Origin of the sequence: Streptomyces sp. NPDC059875, assembly GCF_042731085.1 — a bacterium.
Lineage (GTDB): Bacteria > Actinomycetota > Actinomycetes > Streptomycetales > Streptomycetaceae > Streptomyces.
Genome location: NZ_JBHWJZ010000007.1, coordinates 153,744 through 176,557 on the forward strand (window position 1 = coordinate 153,744; position 22,814 = coordinate 176,557).

A 22,814-nucleotide genomic window follows, 5' to 3' on the forward strand; every position below is an offset into this window, starting at 1 on the left:
CAGCTCGGCCCGTCAACGCTCCAGCTCGGTCAGCGCGTGTGTCAGCCACTCCACCCAGAACCGCTCCAGATCGATCCCGCCGCGCAGAACCAGATGGCGCAGTCGGTCCGGCTCGCTCTCCCGGCGGGCCGGCGGGAAGTCCCGTACCTCGATCGCCAGATATTCCTCCAACTGCCGCCGGTGCAGGTCGAGATGGCGCTCCAGCTCCTCCCGCATCCCCGGCGCCCCGACGACCGCGGCCGCCCGCATCCGCAGCAGCAGCGCCGCCCGCATCGGCTTGGGGTCCTCGCTCCGCGCCACCCACTCGCTCAGCTCGGCGCGGCCCGCGGGCAGGACCTCGTACTCCTTCTTCTGCCCGCGCGCCGGCACGGGAGCGGGCAGGGCACGGATGTGCCCCGCCTGCTCCAGCTTGCCCAGCTCGCGGTAGATCTGCTGATGCGTGGCCGACCAGAAGTAGCCGATCGACTTGTCGAAACGGCGCGTCAGCTCGAGCCCGGAGGACGGCTTCTCGAGCAGCGCGGTCAGGATCGCGTGCGGGAGGGACATGCACGCATCCTAGGTTCGGGGCGCCGGAACGATCACAGGGTGGCCGCCAGGCGCGTGCCCTGGTCGATGGCGCGCTTGGCGTCCAGCTCGGCAGCCACGTCGGCGCCGCCGATCAGGTGCGCGGAGCGGCCTGCGGCGATCAACTCCTCGTACAGGCCGCGGCGCGGCTCCTGGCCGGTGCACAGGACGATCGTGTCGACGGGGACGGTCTGCGGCTCGCCGTCGAGGGTGATGTGCAGGCCCTCGTCGTCGATCCGCTCGTACGAGGCTCCCGCCACCATCGTGACGCCCCGGTGCTTCATCTCGGCGCGGTGGATCCAGCCGGTGGTCTTGCCGAGGCCGGCGCCGACCTTGGTGGTCTTGCGCTGGAGCAGGTGGACCTGGCGCGGGGGCTTGGGGCGCTCGGGCGTGCGCAGTCCGCCGCGCGTCTCGTACGAGGTGTCGACACCCCACTGACGGAAGTAGGTCTCGGCGTCCTGGCTCGCGCCCTCGCCGCCGTCGGTGAGGAACTCGGCGACGTCGAAGCCGATGCCGCCGGCCCCGATGATCGCGACCCGCTCGCCGACCGGTGCGCCGTCGCGCAGGACGTCGAGGTAGCTGACGACGCTGGGGTGGTCGATGCCCTCGATCTCGGGGGTCCGCGGGGTGACGCCGGTGGCGACGACCACCTCGTCGTACTCCGCGAGCAGCTCGGTGGTGGCGGTGGTGTTCAGCCGGACGTCCACGCCACGGGCGTCGAGCTGGGTGCGGAAGTACCGCAGGGTCTCGTTGAACTCCTCCTTGCCCGGCACCCGCTTGGCGATGTTCAGCTGGCCGCCGATCTCGCCCGCGGCGTCGAACAGGGTGACGGCGTGGCCGCGTTCGGCGGCGGAGACGGAGAAGGCGAGTCCGGCCGGGCCCGCGCCGACGACGGCGATCCGCTTGGTGAGACGGGTGGGGGAGAGGACCAGTTCGGTCTCGTGGCAGGCGCGCGGGTTCACCAGGCAGGAGGTGATCTTCAGGCTGAAGGTGTGGTCCAGGCAGGCCTGGTTGCAGCCGATGCAGGTGTTGATGGTGTCGGCGCGGTCCGCGGCGGCCTTGGCGACGAACTCCGGGTCGGCCAGGAACGGGCGGGCCATGGAGACGATGTCGGCGCGGCCCTCGGCGAGGATCTGCTCGGCGACCTCGGGAGTGTTGATGCGGTTGCTGGTGACAAGGGGGATGCTCACCGCGCCCATCAGCTTCTTGGTGACCCAGGTGTACGCGCCGCGCGGCACGGAGGTCGCGATGGTGGGGATACGGGCCTCGTGCCAGCCGATGCCGGTGTTGATGATGGTCACGCCGGCGGCCTCGATCTCCTTGGCGAGGGCGACGACCTCCTCCAGCGTGGACCCGCCCGGCACGAGGTCCAGCATCGAGAGGCGGTAGACGACGATGAAGTCCTCGCCGACCCGCTCACGGATGCGGCGGACGATCTCCAGCGGGAAGCGGACCCGGTTCTCGTAGCTGCCGCCCCAGCGGTCGGTGCGGTGGTTGGTGGCGGCCGCGATGAACTCGTTGATGAGGTAACCCTCGGAGCCCATGACCTCCACGCCGTCGTATCCGGCGGCCTTGGCGAGCTCGGCGCAGCGGGCGTAGTCCTCGACCGTCTGCTCGACCTCGGCGTCGGTGAGCTCGTTGGGGACGAAGGGGCTGATCGGCGCCTGGATCGCACTCGGCGCGACGAGCGCGGGGTGATAGGCGTACCGCCCGAAGTGCAGGATCTGCATCGCGATCCGCCCACCCTCGCCGTGCACGGCGTCGGTGATGAGCCGGTGCTCGGCCACCTCCTCGTCGGTGGTCAGCTTGGCGCCGCCGTCCCAGGGCCGGCCGGCCTCGTTCGGGGCGATACCGCCGGTCACGATCAGCCCGACGCCGCCGCGGGCGCGCTCGGCGTAGAACGCCGCCATGCGCTCGAAGCCGTTCTCGGTCTCTTCGAGGCCGACGTGCATGGAACCCATGAGCACCCGGTTGGGCAGGGTGGTGAACCCGAGGTCGAGCGGGCTCAGCAGGTGCGGGTACGGGGTCATGGGGGGCGCCTCCTCGCGCAGTGTCGTCATGACTGTTGTAGACGACCCGAGCATGCTTGTGCAACAAGTTGCATAAGGGTGGGAGGGTGATCTGCGCGACGTTGCGACGCTCCACGACGCGCCACGGCCCCCTGGCGGGTTCTCCGCCAGGGGGCCGTCGGGGGTGTGGTCCGGCTGGGGTTACGCGCCGCGGGGTGCCGCGACCCAGCCGTCCAGGTCCTCCGCCGTGCGGGGACCCTCCGCGTCCGCGGCGAGCAGGCCGTGCGCACGCAGCAGCCGCGTCACCGCCATGCCCCACGGGCGGCGCAGCCGCGCGGACGCGAGCAGCGAGTCGTCGGCGAGCAGCTCCTCGATCGGGCCTGTCCGCAACCCCTCGGGTGACAGGACCGCGGCCTCGTCCGCCCAGCGCAGCGCCAGATCGACGTCGTGCGTCGCCATCACCACCGTCGTGCCGGACTCCCGCAGCCGCCCCAGCACCTCGAGCAGCCGCTCCTGCCCGTGCGGATCGAGCCCGGCCGTCGGCTCGTCCATGATCAGGACCCGGGGCCGCATCGCCACGGCGCCCGCGATCGCCGCCCGCTTCCGCTGCCCGTACGAGAGCAGATGGGTCGGCCGGTCCTCCAGGGCCACGATGTCCAGCGCCTCCAGCGCCTCGCGCACCCGCAGTCGTACCTCCTCCTCCGGCAGCCCCAGATTCATGGGCCCGAACGACACGTCCTGGCCCACCGAGGCCGCGAAGAGCTGGTCGTCCGGGTCCTGGACGACCAGCTGCACGGTCGTCCGCAGCCGGGTCAGCCCCTTCCGGTCGTACGACACGTCCTCGCCGTCCAGCCGGAGCGCGCCACTGCCGCAGCGCAGGCCCCCGCTCAGCAGCCGCAGCATCGTCGTCTTGCCGCCGCCGTTGCGGCCGAGGAGAGCCATCGCCCGGCCCTCCGGCACGGCGAAGTCGATGCCGTCGAGGACGACCGGCCCGTCCTCGTAGGCGAAGGTGGCCTTCACCAGTTCCACGACAGGTGGCTCAGGGCTCACGGCAGGGACCTTTCCAGTACGAGGGTGAGGGCGACGAGACCGGCGAGCAGGCCGGCCGTCGAGGCGAGGAAGCGACCCGAGACCGCGGCCTGGGGCACCAGGACCCGCAGCGTCCCGTCGTACCCCCGCCCGGCGAGCCCGGTCTGCAGGCGCTGCGCCCGGTCGAAGGCGCGGACGAACGCCGTCGCCCCGAGCCCGGCGAGCGAGCGCCAGGTCGCCGCCCGGGTGGTCAGCCCGAGCCGGGCCGCCTGCGCCTGCCGGATCTTGGAGATCGCGTCCAGCAGCAGGAAGCTGATCCGGTACATCACCAGGGCGACGTCCACCACGGGCGCCGGCACCCCCGCCCGTACCAGCCGCGGCAGCACGTCCGAGACGGGCGTGGTGAACGCGAACAGCAGCACGCCCAGGGACGCGGCCGAGGTCCGCAGCAGCAACTCGCCCGCGTGGACCGGGCCGTCCGGCGCGAGGGCGACAAGACCCCGCGCCCCGCCGACCTCGAACAGCAGGGGGATCGCCCCCGTCACGCAGAAGCCCAGGGGAATGCGGAACGCGCGCCACAGCTGACGCCCCGGCACACCGGCCGGACCGAGGAGGACGGCCAGGGTGGCCGCCGCGACGAGAACGGCCCCGGGCCACGGCGGCAGACAGACCGCGCAGAGCGTCAGGCCGAAACCGAGCACTGCTTTCTCGCACGGGTGACGGCGGCGCCAGCGACTGCTGTGCGCCGCCGCGTCGATCGGCAGCACCTGCTACTCGTCGCCGGCGGTGACGAGCGGCGCCTTCGCCGCCGCCGCGCGCGCCTCACCCTGCCTGCGCCCGCGCCGCAGGCCGAAGTAGTACGCGAGCACTCCGGCCCCGAGCGCGGCCTGCAGGGAGAACAACGCCGACTCGATCTCGCCGGACGGCGGCTCGTACAACGGGCTGAACCACGGCTCGTAATCCGGATCGATCTCGGTGATCGCCGCCTCCGCCTGCCCGTCCGCGCCCGTGAACGGCTCCTCCTTGTCGTCGCCGAGCCCCAGCATGAGCGGGAGCACCGCAAGCGCCGCCACGACGAGCAGCAGCAGCGTGTTGATCTTCGCGTTCCTGCTCATCAGGCGCTCGCCTCCGCCTTCTCGGTCTTCTTTCCGGACGGGAGCAGAACCCCGAGCCGGGTCAGGTCCGCCTTGCTCGACTGCTTGAGCAGGCGCATCACGAGGACCGTGAGCAGTCCCTCGCTGACGGCGAGCGGCAGCTGCGTCACGGCGAAGATCCCGCCGAACTTGGCCAGCGCTCCGGCCACACCGCTGCCCGGGTCGGGGAACGCCAGCGCGAGCTGCACGCTGGTGACGCAGTACGTCGACAGGTCCGCGACGAACGCGCCGAAGAACACGCTCACCATCAGCGGCACGTTGGACCGGCGCAGCAGCCAGTACGTGCCGAAGCCCGCCCACGGTCCGACGATCGCCATCGAGAAGACGTTGGCGCCGAGCGTGGTGAGCCCGCCATGGGCGAGCAGCAGCGCCTGGAAGAGCAGAGTGATCGTGCCCAGAACCGCCATCACGGGCGGCCGGAACAGGATCGCGCCCAGGCCCGTACCGGTGGGGTGCGAGCAACTGCCCGTCACCGACGGGATCTTGAGCGCGGACAGAACGAACGTGAACGCACCGGAGGCACCCAGCAACAGGGTGGACTCGGGGTTGGCCTTGACCTCACGGGTCAGCGCGCGGACACCGTGGACGACGAACGGAGCGGACGCGACGCCCCAGGCGGCCGCGTGCACAGGGGGCAGATACCCCTCGGCTATATGCATGGTTGGGAGACCCTCTCCAGCACCTCGTGGATGGACAACGCACCTTGGCCGGTCTCCTGGCTGACGGGTCATGCCGCCGCGACTCCGCCTTCCCACACCACCGCGGTCTCCCGCGGCGATACAGTGGCTTCCCCGGAGGGATGGAGCCGGACTTCCCGATCACAGTGGCGAGGGCCGCACCGGTACCGCACCGGTTTCCCGTACACCAAGGCGCTGTGACATTAGTGGGTTGACCAGGTACATCACAACACGGAGGCACCTCGGATCGGTGTGTGACGGATCTCCCGCGCGCCCCCTGATGCCCCTTCCGGACTCCGGTCACCCCTTCCGGTACGTGTACGCCTCCGAGGCCACGGCGACCACCGTGTCCAGATCCGCGCCGGCGCTCGCCGTGACGAGGGCGGCGACGGCGCCCTCGACGAACGGGGCGTCCACGAGCCGTGCGCCCTCCGGCAGCTCGTCGCCCTCGGCGAGCAGAGCCTTGACCGTCAGTACGGCGGAGCCCAGGTCGACGAGGAGCGCCACACCCGCCCCCCGGTCGACCCCGCGGGCCGCCTCGACGATCAGCTCGGAGCTGGTACCGAGGCCGCCGTCCGGGGCGCCGCCCGCGGGGGCGATCGGCGCGGTCCCGCCGCCGCCGGCGAGACCCTGGGCCAGGGCGGCGACGGCGGCGGCCACCGCCGCGCTGTGCGAGACCAGCACGATGCCCACCTGCGCGCTCATGCGCCCGCCACCTCCGCGAGGGCGGCGATCAGCAGCGCGGACGAGGTGGCCCCGGGATCCTGGTGGCCGATGGACCGCTCGCCCAGATAGCTCGCCCTGCCCTTGCGCGCCTGGAGGGGGACGGTCGCGAGGGCGCCGCGCTCGGCCGCGTCCCGGGCCGCCGCGAAGGACTCGCCGAGCACCTCCGCCGCAGGAACGAGCGCGTCCAGCATCGTCTTGTCACCGACCTGGGCCCCGCCGAGCTGCCCGACGGCGGCGACTCCTGCGGTGAGCGCCGCAGCCAACTCGGGCCGGGTCACCGTCGGGGCGTCCCCGAGGCTCTTCCCGGTGCGGCGCAGCAGCGTCCCGTACAGCGGCCCCGAGGCCCCGCCGACGGTGGAGATCAACTGCCGTCCGGCGGCGACGAGTACGGCCCCGGGAGTCGCGGGCGGCTCCTTCTCCAGGAGGTCCGTCACGGCGGCGAACCCCCGCTTGAGGTTGGTCCCGTGGTCGGCGTCGCCGATCGCCGAGTCGAGCTCGGTGAGACGGTCGGCCTCACGGTCGACGGCGGCCGCGCCGACGGTCAGCCAACGACGGAAGAAATCGGCGTCGAACTCGGTCACTTCAGGCACTCTGCTCCCATCGTTCACCCTTCTCACCGGCCCCAGCGCAGGGCGGGCGTCTGTACGGGCGCGTCCCAGAGCCGCAGGATCTCCTCGTCGGCCTGGCACAGCGTCACCGAACAGCCGGCCATGTCGAGCGAGGTGACGTAATTCCCCACCAGGGTCCGCGCGACCGGCACCCCACGCTCGGTCAGGACCCGCTGGACCTCGGCGTTGAACCCGTACAGTTCGAGCAGCGGTGTGGCGCCCATGCCGTTCACCAGGGCGAGGACCGGCCCGGACGGCCGCAGGTCCTCCAGTACGGCATCGACGGCGAAGTCCGCGATCTCCCGCGAGGTCATCATCGACCGCCGCTCACGCCCCGGCTCGCCGTGGATCCCGATGCCCAGCTCCAGCTCGCCCGCGGGCAGATCGAAGGTGGGGCTGCCCTTGGCGGGCGTGGTGCAGGCGCTCAGGGCGACGCCGAAACTCCGCGAGCGCTCGTTCACCCGCCGCGCCACGGCCTCCACCCGCTCCAGGGGCGCGCCCTCCTCGGCCGCGGCCCCGGCGACCTTCTCCACGAACAGCGTGGCCCCGGTCCCGCGCCGCCCGGCGGTGTACAGACTGTCCGTCACCGCCACGTCGTCGTCGACGAGCACCTTGGCGATCTGGATGCCCTCGTCCTCGGCGAGCTCGGCGGCCATCTCGAAGTTGAGGACGTCCCCGGTGTAGTTCTTGACGACGAACAGCACCCCGGCCCCGCTGTCGACAGCGGCGGCGGCACGCACCATCTGATCGGGCACCGGCGACGTGAACACCTCACCGGGACACGCGGCCGCGAGCATCCCGGGCCCCACGAACCCCCCGTGCAACGGCTCATGCCCCGAACCGCCCCCGGACACCAACCCCACCTTGCCGGCGACGGGCGCGTCCCGCCGCAGCACGACGCGATGCTCGACATCGACGGTCAGCTCGGGATGCGCGGCGGCCATGCCCCGCAGCGCATCGGTGACCACGGTCTCCGGAACGTTGATCAGCATCCTCATGGGTACCTCCTGATGAGATGAGCAGGCGAGCAGCTGAGCAGGGTTTGTGCAGGTCAGAGCATGCGCGGCAAATGGTTGATCGGTGCGGTTCGCGGCGACGGAGGGCGGTCCTGCGCGGTACTGATGCCGACTCAGTGCTGCCTTTCCTGATGGTTCGCCGGATTCGGGCCGAGTGAATGAACGTTGCGAATGCGCATCATGGCGCAATTATCGACTCGAGGTCGCAGGCGCGCACCGGTGCGTCATCGGTCGGATCCGGGCCTGCCTTCCTCAACTAATGGGCCCTGTGTGAGCGAGCGGGGCGCGTGAGAATCGTGCAGATGTCGCCGTCCGTGCATGTGTCCGGGTCGGTCACGGCGGCCCGGTGGGCCAGCTCACGCAGGGCGTCGCGGGCCTCGCGCAGCTCGGTCATGCGGTGTTCGATGGCGGCCAGGTGCTGGTCGATGAGTGTGCTGACCTGGGCGCATGGGGCTTGGCCGCTGTCGCGCAGGGCGAGGACCGAGCGGATCTCGGCGAGGGTGAGTCCGGCGGCCTGGGCGTCGCGGACGAAGGAGAGCCGGGTGGCGGCCTGTTCGGGGTAGTCGCGGTAGCCGCCGGCGGTGCGTGGGGGCGCGGGCAGCAGGCCCGCCTCTTCGTAGAAGCGGATCGTCTTGGTCGACAGCCCCGCCTTCGTGGCGAGCTCTCCGATGCGCACACCACCAGGGTACGGGCTTGACCTTCCAGTGCGCTGGAAGGTCTACGGTCGCCTCATGAGCGTCACGAGGATCACCGTCCTGACCGTGCCGGACTGCCCCAACGCCCCTCTCGTACGCGAGCGGATCACCGCTGCGCTGGACGGGCGCGAGGCGGAGCTGGAGCTGGTCGAGGTACGAGAGGAAGCGGAGGCCGCGAGGTGCGGGATGACCGGTTCGCCGACCGTCCTGGTCGACGGTGCCGACCCGTTCGCCGTGCCCGGTGCGCGGGCCAGTGTCTCCTGCCGGCTGTACCGGGACGAGGAGGGCACTGTGGACGGGGCACCCGGCGTCGAGGCGCTGCGGAAGGCGCTCGCGGCCACGGAGGAGTGCTGCGAGGACGATGTCCTTGATCCGATCGGGCGGGCGGGACGTGGCCGCCGGGCTCCTGCCGAGCGAGGGCTGCGCGCCGTCCACCAGGCGGTGCTGCGGCACTTCGCCGCGACCGGTTCCGCACCGAGTACGTCCGATCTCGAGGCGGTGGCGGCCGGCGCCGGCCGCGCAGCTGCTGACGTCCTTGCCGAGCTCGACGCCGAGGACTTCCTCACCCTCGACGCCGAGGACCGGATTCGTGCCGCGTACCCCTTCTCCGCAGTGGAGACGCCTCACCGTGTCCGGCTCGGCGCCGGGCCGGAGGTGTGGTCGATGTGCGCGATCGACGCGCTCGGCATCGCGGCGATGCTCGACCGGGACCTCCTCGTCACCTCCTCCGACCCGGTCAGCGGTCACGCGATCACCGTCTCCTTCACCAGCGGCACGGCCCGGTGGGAACCGCAGGGCGCCGTCGTTTTCGTCGGCCGACGGCCGGGACGAGGCCCAGCAGCCGACCTGTGCTGCGACGCCCTGAACTTCTTCACCAACCGCTCCACGGCCGAGACATGGGCGCGCCGTCACCCCGAGTTCCGCGGACGCACCATCAGCCAGACCGAGGCCGTCGCCATCGGAACACGCACCTTCCGACCGCTGCTCGACGAGGACTGAACGAGAGCACCGGGTTCCGTGGCGCATCGGGGCGGGAATCATCCAAGCCCGGGCACCCAAGGCCCCGAACAGGAGCCGTAGGACTATGGGCGAACAATCCGTGCTGGACCGGCAGGCCGTCCTCGACGACTACGCCAGGGCCCGCCGGACCTTCCACGCCCTCCTGGACGAGGCCACACCGGCCGACCTCGCCCGCCCGACGCGCGGCACTCGCTGGACCAACGGGCAACTGCTGTGGCACATGCTCTTCGGCTACCTCATCGCGCGCGTCCTGCTGGGCCTCGCCCGCGTCTTCAGCCGGTTGCCCCGTGGCATGAACAAGGGCTTCGCTCGACTGCTCGACGCGGGGACGCAGGCCTTCGACGCGATCAACTACCTCGGGCCTTGCGGGGCGGTGAAGGTCTTCGGACCCCGAAGGATGGGCGTCACCTTCGACCGCATCACCGGCTCGCTGGAGCGGCGGCTCGCGAAGGAGTCCGAGCGTGACCTTGTGCGTGGCATGCACTATCCGGTCAGGTGGGACCCGTTCTTCCAGGACTTCATGACCCTCGCGGACCTTTACCGATACCCCACCCAGCACTTCGACTTCCACCGTCGCCAACTCACCCTCGGCGACAGCGGCTGACCTCAGTCAGGGCCTGACCAGTCGAAGGTGATGTGCTTGCTGGACTGGCCCTCCCGGCTCCAGTGGAAGCCGAAGGCATCGGCGCGGTCCGCCGTGGAGCGGCCCCAGGTCGCGACCTGTCCCGGTCCGGTCTCGCAGCCCGGCAGGTTGGTCGACTGGACCCGGGCGCCTTCCGGTGTCGTCGGGCCGGTGAGCGCCTGCGCGCTCGCCTCGACCCGGTCGGGAATCCTGGCTCGCCAGCCGCCGAGGTCCTCGTCGACCTCGATCTCGATAGGGGCGAAGTCCATGCCCCGCATCTCGGCGTCCATCATGCTCACCATCTCGGCGGGCCAGCTGCCGGCCTGGCCGCCGAAGATCATCTGAAGGGCTCCACGCTGCGCGTCGTCGGCGTGCTCGTCGAGGAAGACCGCCGCGTACGCGTCCGTGTGCTCGGCCCACACATTGCCGACGAAGGAGCCGAGCATCAGCACGTTGAGGCCGTCCAGCGGTACGTCACCGTAGTTGCCCTCGCGTATGTGCCAGGCCAGGACGCCGTCGCATTCGCCGTAGGTGGGCAGCTGGGCGAACGAGCAGGGGCAGGGGACATTGCACCTGCACGTGTCGAACCAGTCACCGGCCACGTGCCATCTCGGAACAGCCGCTGTCGTCTCGGACATCTCGTCGCCTCCTCGTGGCCCGCACAGGCGGGAATCGCCGTCGGCGATGCTCTGCCGGACGTCGACACAGGCGCTGCGCTCGGTGGCGCGGGTCATCATCGATCGCGGGTCATCATCAATTCTCCTCCTGCTGAAGCCGGGCTGCCCGCGAGCGCAGCCACCGGACGGGGTCGAGTCAGCGCGCAACAACCGGTTCCGTCGGAACGCGGGAAGGCGACCGTCGCACAGGCCGCCCCCGGCGGGGTGTGCAGCGACCGCTCATCCTGCTCAGCCGGTCATCTGGTCCATGGCTGGACCGGACGTGTCCAGGCCGGGGAGGAGCCAGTCCTGGAAGGGGGCGAGTACGGCGAGGACGAGAAACGCGAGGCCGACGGCCCATGTGAGCCAGGGTCCCTGCCGCCAGAGCTTCTCCAGGAAGATCACGGCCGCCAGTCCTGCCATCGCGGCCACGTTCATGACGCCGAGCGGGATCAGGATGATCATCAGTCCCCAGCAGCAGCCGACACAGTAGAGCCCGTGGTGTGCCCCGACGCGCAGGTCCTTCGCCCATGGCCGGTAACGCGAGTACTGGACCAGCTGGAACATCGGGTTTCGGCAGTGCCGCAGGCAGACCCGCTTCAGTGGCCCGAACTGCTGAGCCCCCGCGAGGAGGAAGGCGGCGGCGCCGATCCAGCGGCCCGTCCCGGGATTGCGGTCCACGAGGTGTCCGGTGGCCGCAAGGGCGCCGTAGGTGAGCAGCCCGAAGGCGGTCCAGGCGAGGAGGTAGCCGCTGACGAATTCGGCGATCCGCAGGGCGCGGGCAGGCCCGGCCGAGCGGCGGTTGATTCCGCGTACCCAGGTGATGGCCACAGGCGCGACGGACGGCAGCATCATCGCCGCCATCATGACCACCCACAGCAGCAGGAAGAGCGGGAGCGCCAGGCCCATGGTGCCGGGCTCCATCCCCATGTGCCGGGACTGCTGCACGGTGAGCACCCATGCCAGCGCGGCCAGCAGCACCATCAGGAACCATGCGACGGCCAGATCGCGCGCGGGCAGCAGGACTCCGGGCCGAGTGGGTACGGGCGGGGCAAGGCGCAGGTGCGGCATCGAACGCCTCCCAGGGACGCGAGCTGCCCTTTCCAGCAGATCACAGAACTGGAAGGCCTAAAACCTGGGAGGTCGGCAGAGCGCGCGGCCGGCTGATGCCCGTTGAACCGGCTCCCGGGATCAGCGGTGCAGCGGCTGGAAGCGACGCAGCCGCAGGCTGTTGGATACGACGAAGACCGAGGAGGAAGCCATCGCGGCCCCGGCGAGCATGGGGTTGAGCATCCCGAGTGCGGCCAGCGGCAGGGCGGCGACGTTGTAGGCGAAGGCCCAGAACAGGTTGGCCTTGATCGTACGAAGGGTGCGGCGGGCCAGTCGGATCGCATCCCCGGCGGCCCGCAGGTCGCCCCGTACCAGGGTCAGATCGGAGGCGGCGATCGCGGCATCGGTGCCGGTGCCCATGGCCAGGCCGAGGTCCGCTTGGGCCAGTGCGGCGGCGTCGTTGACTCCGTCGCCGACCATGGCCACCACGTGGCCCTGCTCCTGCAGTCGCCGGACTTCGGCGACCTTGTCCTCCGGGTGGACTTCCGCGATGACCTGGTCGATGCCGACCTCGTCGGCCACGGCGCGGGCGGCGGCCGTGTTGTCGCCGGTCAGCAGGACCGGTGTCAGCCCGAGCTGCTTGAGGTCGGCGATCGCCTGGACGCTGGTGGCCTTGACGGTGTCGGCGACCATCAGCGCGGCGCGTACCCGGTTGTCCCAGGCGACGAAGACCACCGTGCGACCCCCAGCCTCGGCCGCGTCGCGTGCCCGGGCGAGCTCGCCGGGCAGCGGCAGCAGCAGCTGACCGTCCAGCCAGGAAGCGCGTCCCGCCAGTACGGTGCGGTCCTCGACCTGACCGGTCACTCCCCGGCCCTGGGTGTTGGCGAAGCCGGTCACCGGGGGAAGGGCGCCGAACCGTTCCCGCGCGGCAGCCGAGATCGCGGCGGCGATGGGATGCTCGCTGGCGTCCTCCAGGGCGCCGGCCAGCCGCAGGACGTCGTCCTCGTCCTCACCGTCGGCGGGCACGACGCCGACCAGGCGCATCCTCCCTTCGGTGACGGTGCCGGTCTTGTCCAGGACGACGGTGTCGATTCGCCGGGTGGACTCCAGTACCTCCGGTCCGCTGATGAGCAGTCCGAGCTGGGCGCCGCGCCCGGTTCCGACCATCAGTGCGGTGGGTGTCGCCAGGCCCAGAGCGCAGGGGCAGGCGATGATCACCACGGCGATGGCCGCGGTCAGCGCGGTCGCGGCGGGGGCGCCGGTCAGCATCCAGACACCAAAGGTGGCCGCGGCGAGCGCGATGACGACGGGGACGAACACCGCGGAGATCCGGTCGGCCAGCCGCTGCACCTCTGCCTTGCCCGTCTGCGCGCGCTCCACCAGGGCGGCGATCTGCGCCAGCTTCGTGTCCGATCCGACCCGGGTGGCTCGCACGGTCAGCCGGCCGTGGCTGTTGACGGTGGCGCCGGTGACAGCCGAGCCCGGCTCGACCTCCACTGGCACGCTCTCCCCGGTCAGCAGGGACTCGTCCACCGCCGAAGCGCCCTCGACGACCTCTCCGTCGGTGGCGATCTTCTCGCCCGGCCGTACGAGGAACAGGTCGCCTACGACCAGGTCCTCGACCGGGATACGGAGCTCCGTACCGTCGCGGAGCACGGCGACGTCCTTGGCACCCAGGTCCATCAGCGCCCGGATCGCGTCCCCGGCCCGCCGCTTGGCGCGGGCCTCGAAGAACCGGCCGGCCAGCAGGAAGATCGTCAGGACGACGGCGACCTCCAGGTACAGGTGCTCGCCGCCCGCCAGGATCGAGCCGACGCTCCACAGGTAGGCGGCCAGCACACCCAGCGACACCAAGGTGTCCATCGTGGCCGAGCCGTGTCGCAGGTTCAGCGCAGCGGCCCGGTGGAACGGCCACGCGCCCCAGGCGACCACCGGGATGGCCAGGGTCAGCGCGAGCCACTGCCAGCCGGGGAAGTGGAGGGCGGAGATCATCGACACGACGACCACCGGCAGACCAAGCAGCGCCGAGGCGATCAGGCGACGGCGCAGACCTGCGACGTGGGATCCCTCGGCGTCGACCGCCTCGGTCTCCTCCGCTGTGTCGGTCGAGACCAGGCTGCGGATCGGGGCTGCGCCGTAGCCGATGGCCTCGACCGCAGCGATCAGCTGCTCAGGTGAGACCTCCGGGTCCTCCCGAGTGATGTGTGCGGTCGCAGTCGCGAGATTCACCGTCGCGCTCACTCCGGGCAGCTTGGCCAGCTTCCGCTCGACCCGCGCCACGCATGAGGCGCAGGTCATGCCGGTGATGGCCAGTTCTACGGAGTGATCGGCTTCGGCCGAGGTGGTGGTGGCCATGGCAGTTCCTCTCACCTCCAGTCTCGTACGGGTAGCAGAAGACCGACGAGGTGGCGCCGACGACCGACGGGGTCTCGATGACCAGCGGCAGTTCGGCCAGGAAGCACCGGACCGCGCGCTCGATCTGCCGCTCGTCCGCCGCGTTGCCCCTCGGCTCGGCCCCCCGATCACGGGCTGTGCGGCACCGGAACAGCCAGGGCTCGCAGTGCACAGCACGTGGGGCCCCGGTCGGTCTAAGGACTGGCCGGGGCGCTGTGGCGGCCCGCATCCGCAGGAGCGCTTCGGGGGGATGTAACGCCTGCTACATTTCAATGCGTGACGAACGGTCAGGCAGCAATACGGTGGCTGGTGCTGGTGATCAAGCTGCCTGCCGAGCCCTCGAAGCATCGGGTGGCGGTCTGGCGGGAGCTGCGCAAGATCGGTGCGCTCTCGCTGGGCCAGGGGATCTGGGCGGTGCCGGATGTGCAGGTCTTCGCCGACGGGGTACGGCGAGCGGTGGAGCTGACCGAGCGTGCTGAGGGACAGGTCGTGACGCTGCAGGCGGCTGGACGCGGGCCCGAGGACGCGGCCCGCTTCGAGGCGCTGTTCACCGCCGCGCGGTCCGAGGACTGGACGGAGTTCCTCGCGGACTGCGGCAAGTTCGAGGCGGAGATCGCCAAGGAAATCAGCATCGCCAAGTTCACCCTGGCCGAGCTGGAGGAAGAGGAGCAGAGCCTGGAGCGGCTGCGTCGCTGGCACCGGGACCTGATGGCGCGGGACGTGTTCGGCGCTCCAGAGGCGGCCGGGGCGACCGAGCGGCTGAAGCAGTGCACGGCGGCCTGCGAGGACTATGCGGAGCGGGTGTTCAACGTCCTGCACCAGAGCGAGGGGGAGGGCGCGTGACGGCGACGCCGGGCCATCTGGCACCCGGGAGGCAGATGTGGCCGCTGTACGCGGCCGGATTCACCACCGCGTTCGGCGCTCATGGCATCGCCGCCAACCTCGGCGGCTTCTCCGACGACGCGGTCACCTCCCTGTTGGTGCTCGGCGGGCTGCTCGCCCTCTACGACGGGGCTGAGGTCCTGCTCAAGCCGCTCTTCGGCACCCTCGCCGACCGGATCGGCGCTCGCCCCGTCATGATCGGCGGACTCATCGCCTTCGCCTCGGCCTCCGCCCTCTACGCGGTCGCAGACAGCCCCGGCTGGCTGTGGGCGGCCCGCCTCGGCCAGGGCGCCGCGGCTTCTGCCTTCTCTCCCTCGGCCTCCGCGCTGGTGGCTCGGCTCAACCCGGCTGCCAAGCACGGGCGGGCGTTCGGCAGTTACGGCTTCTACAAGTCCATCGGCTACACCCTCGGCCCGCTCCTTGGCGGTGTCCTGGTCTGGGCGGGCGGATTGCAGCTGCTCTTCGCGGTCATGGCGGTGCTCGGAATGGCGGTCGCGGCCTGGGCCGCGTTCGCCGTACCCGCCGTGCCGCCGCTGCCCCGCCGCCGCCAGACCGTACTCGACCTGGCCCGGCGGCTCACCTCCCGCTCCTTCCTGGCCCCGACCGCGGCCCTCGCCGGAGCGACCGCCGCGCTTTCCGTCGGCGTCGGCTTCCTACCCGTCTCCGGCGCCACCGCCGGACTCGGCACCGTGGCCACCGGCGCCGCCGTCTCCGTCCTCGCCGCATGCGCCGCCGTCGTCCAGCCGGCCGCCGGGCGGGCCCTGGACGCCGGACGCATCACGACCCGCAACGGCCTGGCCGCCGGGCTCCTGCTCACCGCCGCCGGCCTGGGCTGCGCGATGCTGCCCGGCCTGCCCGGCATCCTGTCCGGAGCGGCCTTGATCGGCGCGGGAACCGGACTGATCACCCCGCTCGGCTTCGCTGCTCTTGCAGCCACCACACCGCAGGAGCGGCTGGGTCAGACCATGGGATCGGCCGAACTCGGCCGCGAACTCGGCGACGCCGGCGGCCCGCTTCTGGTCGCCGTGGTTGCCACCCTCACGACCCTGACCCACGGCTTCGCCGCCCTCGCCCTCCTCCTGGCCATCGGCCCCGCGCTCGCGTTCGCCGGCCGGCGCCGTGCGGCACCCGCGCACGCTGGCGATCCGCAGGCTTAGTGGTCACGTTCGGAAGTCCTTCGGGGGTTGATCATGCAACCAGGGCGACGGAAGATTCTTCCTGTCGGTCGGTGAGTGTGTGCCGGTCGAGTCGGGCCAGCAGATCGTCCAGGTCGGAGGTGGTGAACCTCCACTGGAACGGCTGTGCCGTGGCGTTGTAGCGGTCTTCGAATACTCGGAGCCGGTTGCGGACCTCATCGAGGTTCATGAAGTTGTTGGGCGCGACGGCCTTGCGTTGCACGATCGAGAAGAAGATCTCCACCTGGTTCAACCACGAGGCGTGGACCGGGGTGTGGACCAAGACGGCGTTCGGGAACCTGGCGGCCAGACGGTCGATGGCCCGTCTGCCGCGATGCGAGGAGCCGTTGTCGACGACCCAGAACACGCGTTTCGCGCTGGCGTAGGGCTCGCTGGTCATCACCTGCTCGACCAGATTCATGAACGGGACGATTCCGGTGCTGGGTTCGCAGCGGCCGAAGACCTCCCCGCGGTGGACGTCGTAGGCGGCCAGGTAGGCCAGGGCGCCGCCGCGTCCGTACTCGTGGTTGACGCGCATCGCACGGGCCTGGCCCGGAGCCAGGGTCGGATGGCAGCGGCAACGGGCCTGGATAGAGGTCTTCTCGTCGCTGGAGATCACGTACTCGTCATCGCCGAGTGGTACGCCGTCGAAGGTGCGGGCATACAGGTCCAGGACCCGCTGGGCCCGGGTGCGAAAGTTCGGGTCACGGATGAAATCCAGGACCGGTATTCCAGGGCTTGAGGGTGTCCTGGCGCAGCCAACGGCGCACGGTGGAGGCCGAGATAGTGTCGGTGATCCCGCGTGTGGTCAGCTCGGCGGCCAGTTCCGGGCACGACCAGTGCGAGAGCGGCACGCCGGTTTCGGCGGGGAGCTGGCAGGCGAGCGCCTTGGCCTCCGCGACCTGCACGGGGTGAAGCGGGCCGGGCGGCCGGTGCGCTTGCGGTCGGCCAGGGCCGGCAGCCCGCCGTCGGCGAACCGGCGACGCCAGGTGCGCACGGTGTCCACGTGCAGACCGGTCTCGCGGGCGATCCGGGCGTTGGCCCGGCCGCGCGCCGCCAGCAGCACTACCGTGGCACGCTGCCGGGCCTGGTACGGGGTCTTATGGCCGTAGGCCATCTTCTTCAGCCGGTGACGCTCGGTGGCGCTCAGCTCCACTGGCACAGCGACGCACACGGACATGGCAGGAGGCCGGCCGATCCTTGGGGACGGTCAATGACGAGGCCGGGAGCCCGCCCCCGTACCCTGCGCGCCGGCACCTCGACCAGCCGCCCTACGCGGCGGCAGCAAGGGGCCCGCCCGGCATGCGCAGTGACGTAACGTCCGGCACCGCGCTTGCCGTCTCCGGTAGGGGCACTCCGTCCCTATGACTCGCGTTCGCCGACAGCTGCTCAGCTATGCAGGCTGTCGTGGACCAGGCGGATCGCTTCGGGCAGTTGCAGTCGGCTCGCGCCGGTGCTGGGGAAGTGGCCGCCTGTCGCGGCGACCGTTGCCGTGGCGCCCAACTCGGTCACAAACCGCATGATGTGTTCGCTGGTTGCCGCCCCGGTGACCGGATCATCTGCGGCGTGCAGGATCCGGAAGGTCTTGGCGGCACGGCGGATGCGCTGCCAGTCGAAGTCCGGCTCGAAGAAGCCCGCGAGGGCGTCATATCCGACCTCGCCCGCCATCGAAGCGATCAGGACCACGCCGGCGTACGGGCCTTCGGTCTCGGCATCGTGCTGTTCCAGCAGTCGCAGCACATTGACTCCGCCCAGACTGTGGCCCACCAGCACGGTGTCGGCGGCCGGAGATGCGGCCGTCTCCGCCGTCAGCGTCTTGAGCCAGGCGTCTGGCCGAGGCGCCTGAGGGTCCGGCAGTTGCGGGATGCGCACCTCGTGACCTTCAGCGCCCAACTCGTCCCGCAGGTAGGGGTACCAGTGGTCCTCACTGTTCATGCCGAAGCCGTGCGACACGATGATCGTGCTCATAGGATGCCCCCTCATCAATCGAAACGCTCCGTAGCGTTTCGAAAAAAGATAGCACAGCACTACAGTGGGCACTGTGGCTACGAAGGACTCCCCCGATCACGACTATCGCTCCTCCCGCACCGGCGGCCGTGTCCGCAGTCAGGACGCGCGCCAGGCCGTACTGGATGCCACCGCCGAACTACTGGAGGAGGGCGGTTATGGCGCACTGACCATCGAAGGCGTGGCTCGGCACGCGAACGTCGCCAAGAGCACGGTCTACCGGTGGTGGAAGTCCAAGGGTGCCCTCGTCATGGACGCCTACACGCACACGGTCGCCATACGTGTACCGGAACCGGATACCGGGACAGTCGCCGGCGACCTGACGTCGTTCATCACCGACCTCTACCGGATCAGCGCATACCCGCTGCGGAGCAAGGCACTCCGCGGCCTGATGGCCGAAGCGCAACTGGACCCGGCCTTCGCCGAACCATTCCGCCAGTGGGTGCACAGCCGCCGCACGGTGGTCACCACAATGCTAACCAGCGGCATCGAACGCGGTGAACTCCCTGCCGACCTGGACCTCGAACACGCCACCGACCTGGTCTTCGGCCCCTTCTGGTACCGGCTCCTCGTCGGCCACGCCCCTCTCGACCCAACCCAGGCCAGCGACCATGTCATGCAGCTACTCAACGGCCTACGCGGTAGCTGACCAGCACCCCGCACAGGCCCCTACCCCTGCGTCAACCCCCGAAGGATTTCCGGAGCCGACCACTTAGCGGCACAACAGGCACGGCCTGACGACAGGCCGGCTGTGCGACCCACGGGGCCCTTGAGGCCCTACGCCGAGTGAAACCGTCCCAGTGGCTTCCCCCGCGCCACCGGGACGGCTTTCGTACGCCCGGGCGCCGGCCCCGTCCCGCAGGAACCGGGTCCGCCGCTTGGCGACGGTGCCCCGGTCCACCCCGAGTCGGGCCGCGACCACCAGGTTCGGCCTGCCCTCCGCGCACGCCTGCACGATCCGGGCCCACAGGGCCAGACCCTTGTACGCCACGGGTGATGAGTGGACGCTGATGTGACGCACTTTTTGGCTCTGGCTCAATGTCTGTGGTGTGGCCCCGCCCGCCCCTGGGCACGCGGGACCGGGCGGGGCTCGGTGGATGTGGTGCTTGTCAGTGTCCGGACGGCAGCGCGCCGCCGGAGTGGTCGATGACGTCGCCGTTGGAGCAGTTGTTCTTGTGGTTGCCGGTCCAGTCGCTTAGGGCGGGCACCACCGCGAGTTCCTGGATACACACGTCAGCGGCGGTGAAGTTCCAGTTGTTCGCCGCGTTGACCCCACTGCCGAAGTTGCTGTCGTTGTCGGCGAAGGCAGGCGTGGCGGCAGAAAGGGCCGCGGCGGCCAGCAGGCCGCAAGTGATGATCTTTCGCATGACCGATGAACGCGTCCCCGCCTGCGCAGGTCACGCAGCAAACGACCGAACGTGAAAGGGCCATGGCCGGCTGCCTGACACCGAGCTAGTCCATGTACGGCGCGTAGGAGTTGTGGAGGACTACGACCGCGAGGCCCCGCTGTTGCGGGCTGGGCTCGCGGCTGCACCAGGACCGACATCCCGGCGGGCCGGGCTTTTCGCCCGGTATGGCCTTCTGGCACGGGCCGGCGGTATCGCGACGAGGAGGTGAGCTGAGGTCAGCGTCGCCAGGGACGGCGCTTGCGTTGAGCGGCTGTCAGCCACGACTGAGGTTTCTTGACGCCCGCGAGGCTGGTCAGATGCTCTTCAGCAGCGCGGGTTTGAATCCGAAGTACGAGTTTGCCTTGGTCGCGGCGCGCCTCTTCACACAGTGCTTCCCGGGAGGTGATGCCCGCGCTCAGCAGCACGTGCAGCATGCGGGGGTCGCGCAGGTCCTCGTGGACGTGTGCAAGCAGCGCAACGTCGCGCATCTGTTGGATGGTCACGGTCGAAACCTCTAGATGACCGGCCAGCTGCGCCTGGAGCTGAGTGGTGCGGGTGCGGCGAAGCACGTCTCCGGCAGTGGTGACTCCCGCATCCTGAAGACTCGCGCGCCGTGCGACGAAGACGGGCAGGCCAAGGAATTCCTGGGGCGGCCGTCCGCGTACCAACTGCGTGAACCTTTCGTGAGACCGCAGCTCTCGGAACCACGGGTCCGCCGCGGCGTCCTCCCTGTCGCGGTCTGTGACGAGCGCGAATTGCAGATCGTCCAATGCGAACTCGAGCTGCTGCTTACGCTTCTCCGGAGGCAGCTTGGCGGCCAGGAACATGTGCAGGCACGCGTGATCGTAGGTCAGCTTTGGTGATGGATCGGTGCCCTCGTGGTCATGTTCTTCTGGGACTTTGTCCAGCTCCACACCCTTCAAGGCGTCAATACAACGCAGAAGGTTCTCAGCGAACGGGTGCATCTCCTCGGCCTGGCGCCGCAGCTCCGTACGGTTCCACGAGCGGCGCGAACACAAGCGCTCAAGCTCGACTGCGGGCCTCTTCGCCTTCTCCAGATACGGGTGGTCTCCGGTGTCCGCATGGGTGTCTTTGTCGGCGGCGGTCTTGTAGGCGTTGAGCCACTGGGTGGAACGGCTGTACAATACGCGGATTTTCAGCGGTACCCAGCCTTCCTCCTTTTTGCCGGCAAACTTTTTCGCCAAACCTGATCTTTCGTACTCTGTATCGAGGGTTCCCGCGAATGCCGCGAAGTCCGTCTCTTCGTGCGGGATTTTCCCATAGCCCGCCCACAGGTACTCGAAGCGTGCCAACACGTTCCCGGGGTCCTCGTCCGTGGCCCGGGACAGAAGATTCACACGGCGCTCGCTTCGATTCTCGTCTTCCAGGAGAGACTTGCTCTTGGCGATGACTTGCAGTGCGACGCTTTTCCATTTGCGAGCCCCGCACAGATCTTCCTTCAGCTCCTGGTGCACGCCGCTGAGGTGCACCAGGACAAAGGCGGCAGCGCCGGTGAGCATCTGCGCTCTTGCCCGGTCATGGTCGGTGTCCACGGGGAGCCCGAGTTCCATCCTGCTGAACACCGCGCTTGCCGCGTGACGTCCGTTGCGGAAGACAGCGGTCGCCACCCTGTTGTCGTCCACGAGGGTCACGCGTGCTCGCCAGGTGAGATCGGGTCGAAGAGCGAAGAACAGACGCGACAGTGCCCCGATGACATGGCCGGCGGGAAGCACGCTCAGCTCTTCGGTCGGGATCTTGCTCAGAGGGGTGGTGGCCAGAGCGGAGTCGGCCCGATGGAGACCCCTCGGTGTTTCCGTGCCGAGCCCCTTCATTCGGGCCAGCAGGTAGTCGGTTGCGGCCGCGTTCACGTTCCCATCGGGCTCCTGCACTTCCACCTGGAGACGCAGGTTCTGCCCGAACGCTGCCGAGGTCAGAACAAGACCGATCAGAGCAAGAGCGATATGGGCCACCATCAGGCGTGTCTCGTAGGCGATGGGTACCATCAGAATCACGATCGCTGCCACAACCACAACGCCAATGGAGACGAGCAAGGCCCACCAATCCCGGAAGCGGCTCTGGCGTGTACCCCACAACACCAGGAGGACTGCCGCCACCCCGATGCCGAAAATCACCGACGCTGCGATCCAGCACTGCATCCACGTCGGGGTGAAGGGATTGAACATGGCGAACAGAGGCGTCATGATCGCCGCGCCGACCAGGAGCGAGAGGCCGACGACCTTTGCGATGTGTCTGACCGCGGTCGGCCAGGCAACTGAGCCCACTTTCACCCAGAGCCATGAGGACAGCCCGGCGAGCGCACCGAGCACGAGAAATCCGATCGCGCTGAAGATTACGAGTCTGCCCAGGGGGAGGACCCAGTCCCCGTAGAACCGATCCCAGTTCGACGCCGCCGTCGGCAGTGGGCGACTCTCCAGATCTGCCACCCGAGCAATACCCGCCACGGCGCCCGCGTTGGCCGCATCCAGCTTCAGCGCGGCCCGGAACATCCGCTCCGCCCCATTGAGGTCTCCCGAGCGAATCAGCTGCTGGCCGTCTGTGACCTGCTCCGCCGCCGCCTGACGCGCCGCTGCCACGAGCTGAAGGCCTTCCACGGCACATTTGCGCTCGTCGTCGGCCGGCTTCACGGATTCATACAGCTTCTTCGCCCGGTCGAGCGAGCCGGCCTCCCGGTGCCCCGCCGCCGCGGCGCAGATCCTGTCCGCCGCAGGATTCACGGGAGCGGCGGCCACCACCATCAGGACGGTGAATGTCACGCCTGATACGGCCCGTCCAACGCGTGTCCACATGCGCGCAAGTCAACCGATTCACGGAGCGGGCGGCTCTTTGAATGTGTTCAAAGCGAGTGCTGTCGACCGCTGTGCGGCGACAATGTGGCCCGGATCGAAAGCCCCTGACGGAGGCTTCACTGAGCCTCCCGCGGTGGAAGCGCAGTGGGCTGGAGGAGTGGCATGCCGGGCCGGTGGGCCAGCCGGGTAGTCAGCGAGAGGAATCCAGCTCGATGTCATCGCAGGCGTGGCCGGGCCGGCGCCCGGCCGCGCTCGGGTACGCCTTCGCCCTCGCGCAGGCCGGGCGTGGTGGAGGTAGCGGCCTCGCGCCAGGCACCGTAGCCGGTCGGAAAGGA

Annotated in this window: 24 protein-coding genes, 2 pseudogenes and 1 riboswitch; of the genes and pseudogenes, 5 read left to right on the plus strand and 21 right to left on the minus strand. The window is 70.0% G+C overall.

The annotated features are described in order from the left end of the window. Positions 1 to 12 precede the first annotated feature (12 nt). The 10 genes from ACFV9D_RS11245 to ACFV9D_RS11290 all read right to left on the minus strand — a co-directional run bounded on the left by ACFV9D_RS11245 (position 13) and on the right by ACFV9D_RS11290 (position 8,459). On the minus strand, positions 13 to 546 hold the full coding sequence (locus ACFV9D_RS11245; protein ID WP_385144076.1) for a PadR family transcriptional regulator: 534 nt from the start codon (positions 544 to 546) through the stop codon (positions 13 to 15). 32 nt (positions 547 to 578) lie between these two features. Continuing rightward, complete coding sequence (locus ACFV9D_RS11250) at positions 579 to 2,594, minus strand: FAD-dependent oxidoreductase (RefSeq protein WP_385144078.1); 2,016 nt, start codon at positions 2,592 to 2,594, stop codon at positions 579 to 581. Positions 2,595 to 2,774: 180 nt separating this feature from the next. Next, on the minus strand, positions 2,775 to 3,623 hold the full coding sequence (locus ACFV9D_RS11255) for an energy-coupling factor ABC transporter ATP-binding protein (protein ID WP_385144080.1): 849 nt from the start codon (positions 3,621 to 3,623) through the stop codon (positions 2,775 to 2,777). Beyond that, positions 3,620 to 4,369 carry a cobalt ECF transporter T component CbiQ gene (gene cbiQ, locus ACFV9D_RS11260; protein WP_385144082.1) on the minus strand — a complete coding sequence of 250 codons (750 nt, stop codon included), beginning with the start codon at positions 4,367 to 4,369 and terminating at the stop codon, positions 3,620 to 3,622. The genes ACFV9D_RS11255 and cbiQ overlap by 4 nt, the downstream gene beginning before the upstream one ends. A 3-nt stretch (positions 4,370 to 4,372) precedes the next feature. Continuing rightward, positions 4,373 to 4,717 carry an energy-coupling factor ABC transporter substrate-binding protein gene (locus tag ACFV9D_RS11265; protein ID WP_385144084.1) on the minus strand — a complete coding sequence of 115 codons (345 nt, stop codon included), beginning with the start codon at positions 4,715 to 4,717 and terminating at the stop codon, positions 4,373 to 4,375. Then, the gene (locus ACFV9D_RS11270) at positions 4,717 to 5,415 is read right to left on the minus strand and encodes an energy-coupling factor ABC transporter permease (RefSeq protein ID WP_385144086.1); all 699 of its coding nucleotides are present in this window, start codon (positions 5,413 to 5,415) and stop codon (positions 4,717 to 4,719) included. The genes ACFV9D_RS11265 and ACFV9D_RS11270 overlap by 1 nt, the downstream gene beginning before the upstream one ends. A gap of 28 nt (positions 5,416 to 5,443) precedes the next feature. Beyond that, positions 5,444 to 5,668, minus strand: a riboswitch (cobalamin riboswitch). A 65-nt stretch (positions 5,669 to 5,733) separates the two neighbouring features. Further along, entirely contained in the window at positions 5,734 to 6,138 is a 405-nt protein-coding gene (locus tag ACFV9D_RS11275; RefSeq protein ID WP_385144088.1) for a PTS-dependent dihydroxyacetone kinase phosphotransferase subunit DhaM, read from the minus strand. Then, positions 6,135 to 6,740: a dihydroxyacetone kinase subunit DhaL gene (dhaL, locus tag ACFV9D_RS11280; RefSeq protein WP_385144089.1), complete on the minus strand. Its 606-nt coding sequence runs from the start codon at positions 6,738 to 6,740 to the stop codon at positions 6,135 to 6,137. The genes ACFV9D_RS11275 and dhaL overlap by 4 nt, the downstream gene beginning before the upstream one ends. Before the next feature lie 32 nt (positions 6,741 to 6,772). After that, entirely contained in the window at positions 6,773 to 7,765 is a 993-nt protein-coding gene (dhaK, locus tag ACFV9D_RS11285; protein WP_385144091.1) for a dihydroxyacetone kinase subunit DhaK, read from the minus strand. 274 nt (positions 7,766 to 8,039) lie between these two features. After that, positions 8,040 to 8,459 carry a heavy metal-responsive transcriptional regulator gene (locus ACFV9D_RS11290; RefSeq protein ID WP_385144093.1) on the minus strand — a complete coding sequence of 140 codons (420 nt, stop codon included), beginning with the start codon at positions 8,457 to 8,459 and terminating at the stop codon, positions 8,040 to 8,042. Positions 8,460 to 8,514: 55 nt separating this feature from the next. Here ACFV9D_RS11290 and ACFV9D_RS11295 point away from each other — a divergent pair, with 55 nt between their 5' ends. After that, positions 8,515 to 9,477: an alkylmercury lyase family protein gene (locus tag ACFV9D_RS11295; protein ID WP_385144095.1), complete on the plus strand. Its 963-nt coding sequence runs from the start codon at positions 8,515 to 8,517 to the stop codon at positions 9,475 to 9,477. 85 nt (positions 9,478 to 9,562) lie between these two features. Next, positions 9,563 to 10,102 carry a DinB family protein gene (locus ACFV9D_RS11300; protein ID WP_385144097.1) on the plus strand — a complete coding sequence of 180 codons (540 nt, stop codon included), beginning with the start codon at positions 9,563 to 9,565 and terminating at the stop codon, positions 10,100 to 10,102. Between the two features lie 2 nt (positions 10,103 to 10,104). On the opposite strand, the gene ACFV9D_RS11305 is transcribed toward ACFV9D_RS11300, so the two are convergent. The 4 genes and pseudogenes from ACFV9D_RS11305 to ACFV9D_RS11320 all read right to left on the minus strand — a co-directional run. Next, a complete protein-coding gene (locus ACFV9D_RS11305) occupies positions 10,105 to 10,758 on the minus strand; it encodes a DUF1326 domain-containing protein (RefSeq protein WP_385144099.1) in 654 nt (217 codons plus the stop codon). A 267-nt stretch (positions 10,759 to 11,025) separates the two neighbouring features. After that, positions 11,026 to 11,847 carry a DUF2182 domain-containing protein gene (locus ACFV9D_RS11310; protein WP_385144101.1) on the minus strand — a complete coding sequence of 274 codons (822 nt, stop codon included), beginning with the start codon at positions 11,845 to 11,847 and terminating at the stop codon, positions 11,026 to 11,028. Between the two features lie 120 nt (positions 11,848 to 11,967). Beyond that, a complete protein-coding gene (locus tag ACFV9D_RS11315; protein ID WP_385144103.1) occupies positions 11,968 to 14,181 on the minus strand; it encodes a heavy metal translocating P-type ATPase in 2,214 nt (737 codons plus the stop codon). 82 nt (positions 14,182 to 14,263) lie between these two features. Next, positions 14,264 to 14,449 (minus strand): annotated as a pseudogene (locus ACFV9D_RS11320) (hypothetical protein); the annotation flags it as partial. Between the two features lie 47 nt (positions 14,450 to 14,496). On the opposite strand from ACFV9D_RS11320, the gene ACFV9D_RS11325 reads away from it, so the two are divergent. Next, positions 14,497 to 15,063, plus strand: coding sequence for a Chromate resistance protein ChrB (locus ACFV9D_RS11325; protein WP_385144105.1), 567 nt, complete (start codon positions 14,497 to 14,499; stop codon positions 15,061 to 15,063). Positions 15,064 to 15,098: 35 nt separating this feature from the next. After that, complete coding sequence (locus ACFV9D_RS11330) at positions 15,099 to 16,259, plus strand: MFS transporter (protein ID WP_385144341.1); 1,161 nt, start codon at positions 15,099 to 15,101, stop codon at positions 16,257 to 16,259. A 31-nt stretch (positions 16,260 to 16,290) separates the two neighbouring features. On the opposite strand, the gene ACFV9D_RS11335 is transcribed toward ACFV9D_RS11330, so the two are convergent. From ACFV9D_RS11335 to ACFV9D_RS11350, 4 genes and pseudogenes are all read right to left on the minus strand, one after another. Next, positions 16,291 to 16,896 carry a transposase gene (locus ACFV9D_RS11335; RefSeq protein WP_385144107.1) on the minus strand — a complete coding sequence of 202 codons (606 nt, stop codon included), beginning with the start codon at positions 16,894 to 16,896 and terminating at the stop codon, positions 16,291 to 16,293. Positions 16,897 to 16,981: 85 nt separating this feature from the next. Then, on the minus strand, positions 16,982 to 17,185 hold the full coding sequence (locus ACFV9D_RS11340) for a hypothetical protein (protein WP_385144355.1): 204 nt from the start codon (positions 17,183 to 17,185) through the stop codon (positions 16,982 to 16,984). Positions 17,186 to 17,199: 14 nt separating this feature from the next. Continuing rightward, positions 17,200 to 17,457: pseudogene (locus ACFV9D_RS11345) on the minus strand (helix-turn-helix domain-containing protein); the annotation flags it as partial. A 209-nt stretch (positions 17,458 to 17,666) separates the two neighbouring features. Continuing rightward, on the minus strand, positions 17,667 to 18,245 hold the full coding sequence (locus tag ACFV9D_RS11350) for an RBBP9/YdeN family alpha/beta hydrolase (RefSeq protein WP_385144109.1): 579 nt from the start codon (positions 18,243 to 18,245) through the stop codon (positions 17,667 to 17,669). A 73-nt stretch (positions 18,246 to 18,318) separates the two neighbouring features. Between ACFV9D_RS11350 and ACFV9D_RS11355 the strand changes: the two genes are divergently transcribed. Continuing rightward, positions 18,319 to 18,933, plus strand: a complete 615-nt coding sequence (locus ACFV9D_RS11355) for a TetR/AcrR family transcriptional regulator (protein ID WP_385144111.1) — start codon at positions 18,319 to 18,321, stop codon at positions 18,931 to 18,933. 63 nt (positions 18,934 to 18,996) lie between these two features. Here the strand turns inward: ACFV9D_RS11355 and ACFV9D_RS11360 are convergent, their stop codons facing one another. The 3 genes from ACFV9D_RS11360 to ACFV9D_RS11370 form a co-directional block, all read right to left on the minus strand. Further along, positions 18,997 to 19,305 carry a helix-turn-helix domain-containing protein gene (locus ACFV9D_RS11360; RefSeq protein ID WP_385144113.1) on the minus strand — a complete coding sequence of 103 codons (309 nt, stop codon included), beginning with the start codon at positions 19,303 to 19,305 and terminating at the stop codon, positions 18,997 to 18,999. Positions 19,306 to 19,393: 88 nt separating this feature from the next. Next, on the minus strand, positions 19,394 to 19,651 hold the full coding sequence (locus tag ACFV9D_RS11365) for a hypothetical protein (protein WP_385144115.1): 258 nt from the start codon (positions 19,649 to 19,651) through the stop codon (positions 19,394 to 19,396). 257 nt (positions 19,652 to 19,908) lie between these two features. Continuing rightward, positions 19,909 to 22,446: a DUF4332 domain-containing protein gene (locus ACFV9D_RS11370; RefSeq protein WP_385144117.1), complete on the minus strand. Its 2,538-nt coding sequence runs from the start codon at positions 22,444 to 22,446 to the stop codon at positions 19,909 to 19,911. Positions 22,447 to 22,814: the final 368 nt, after the last annotated feature.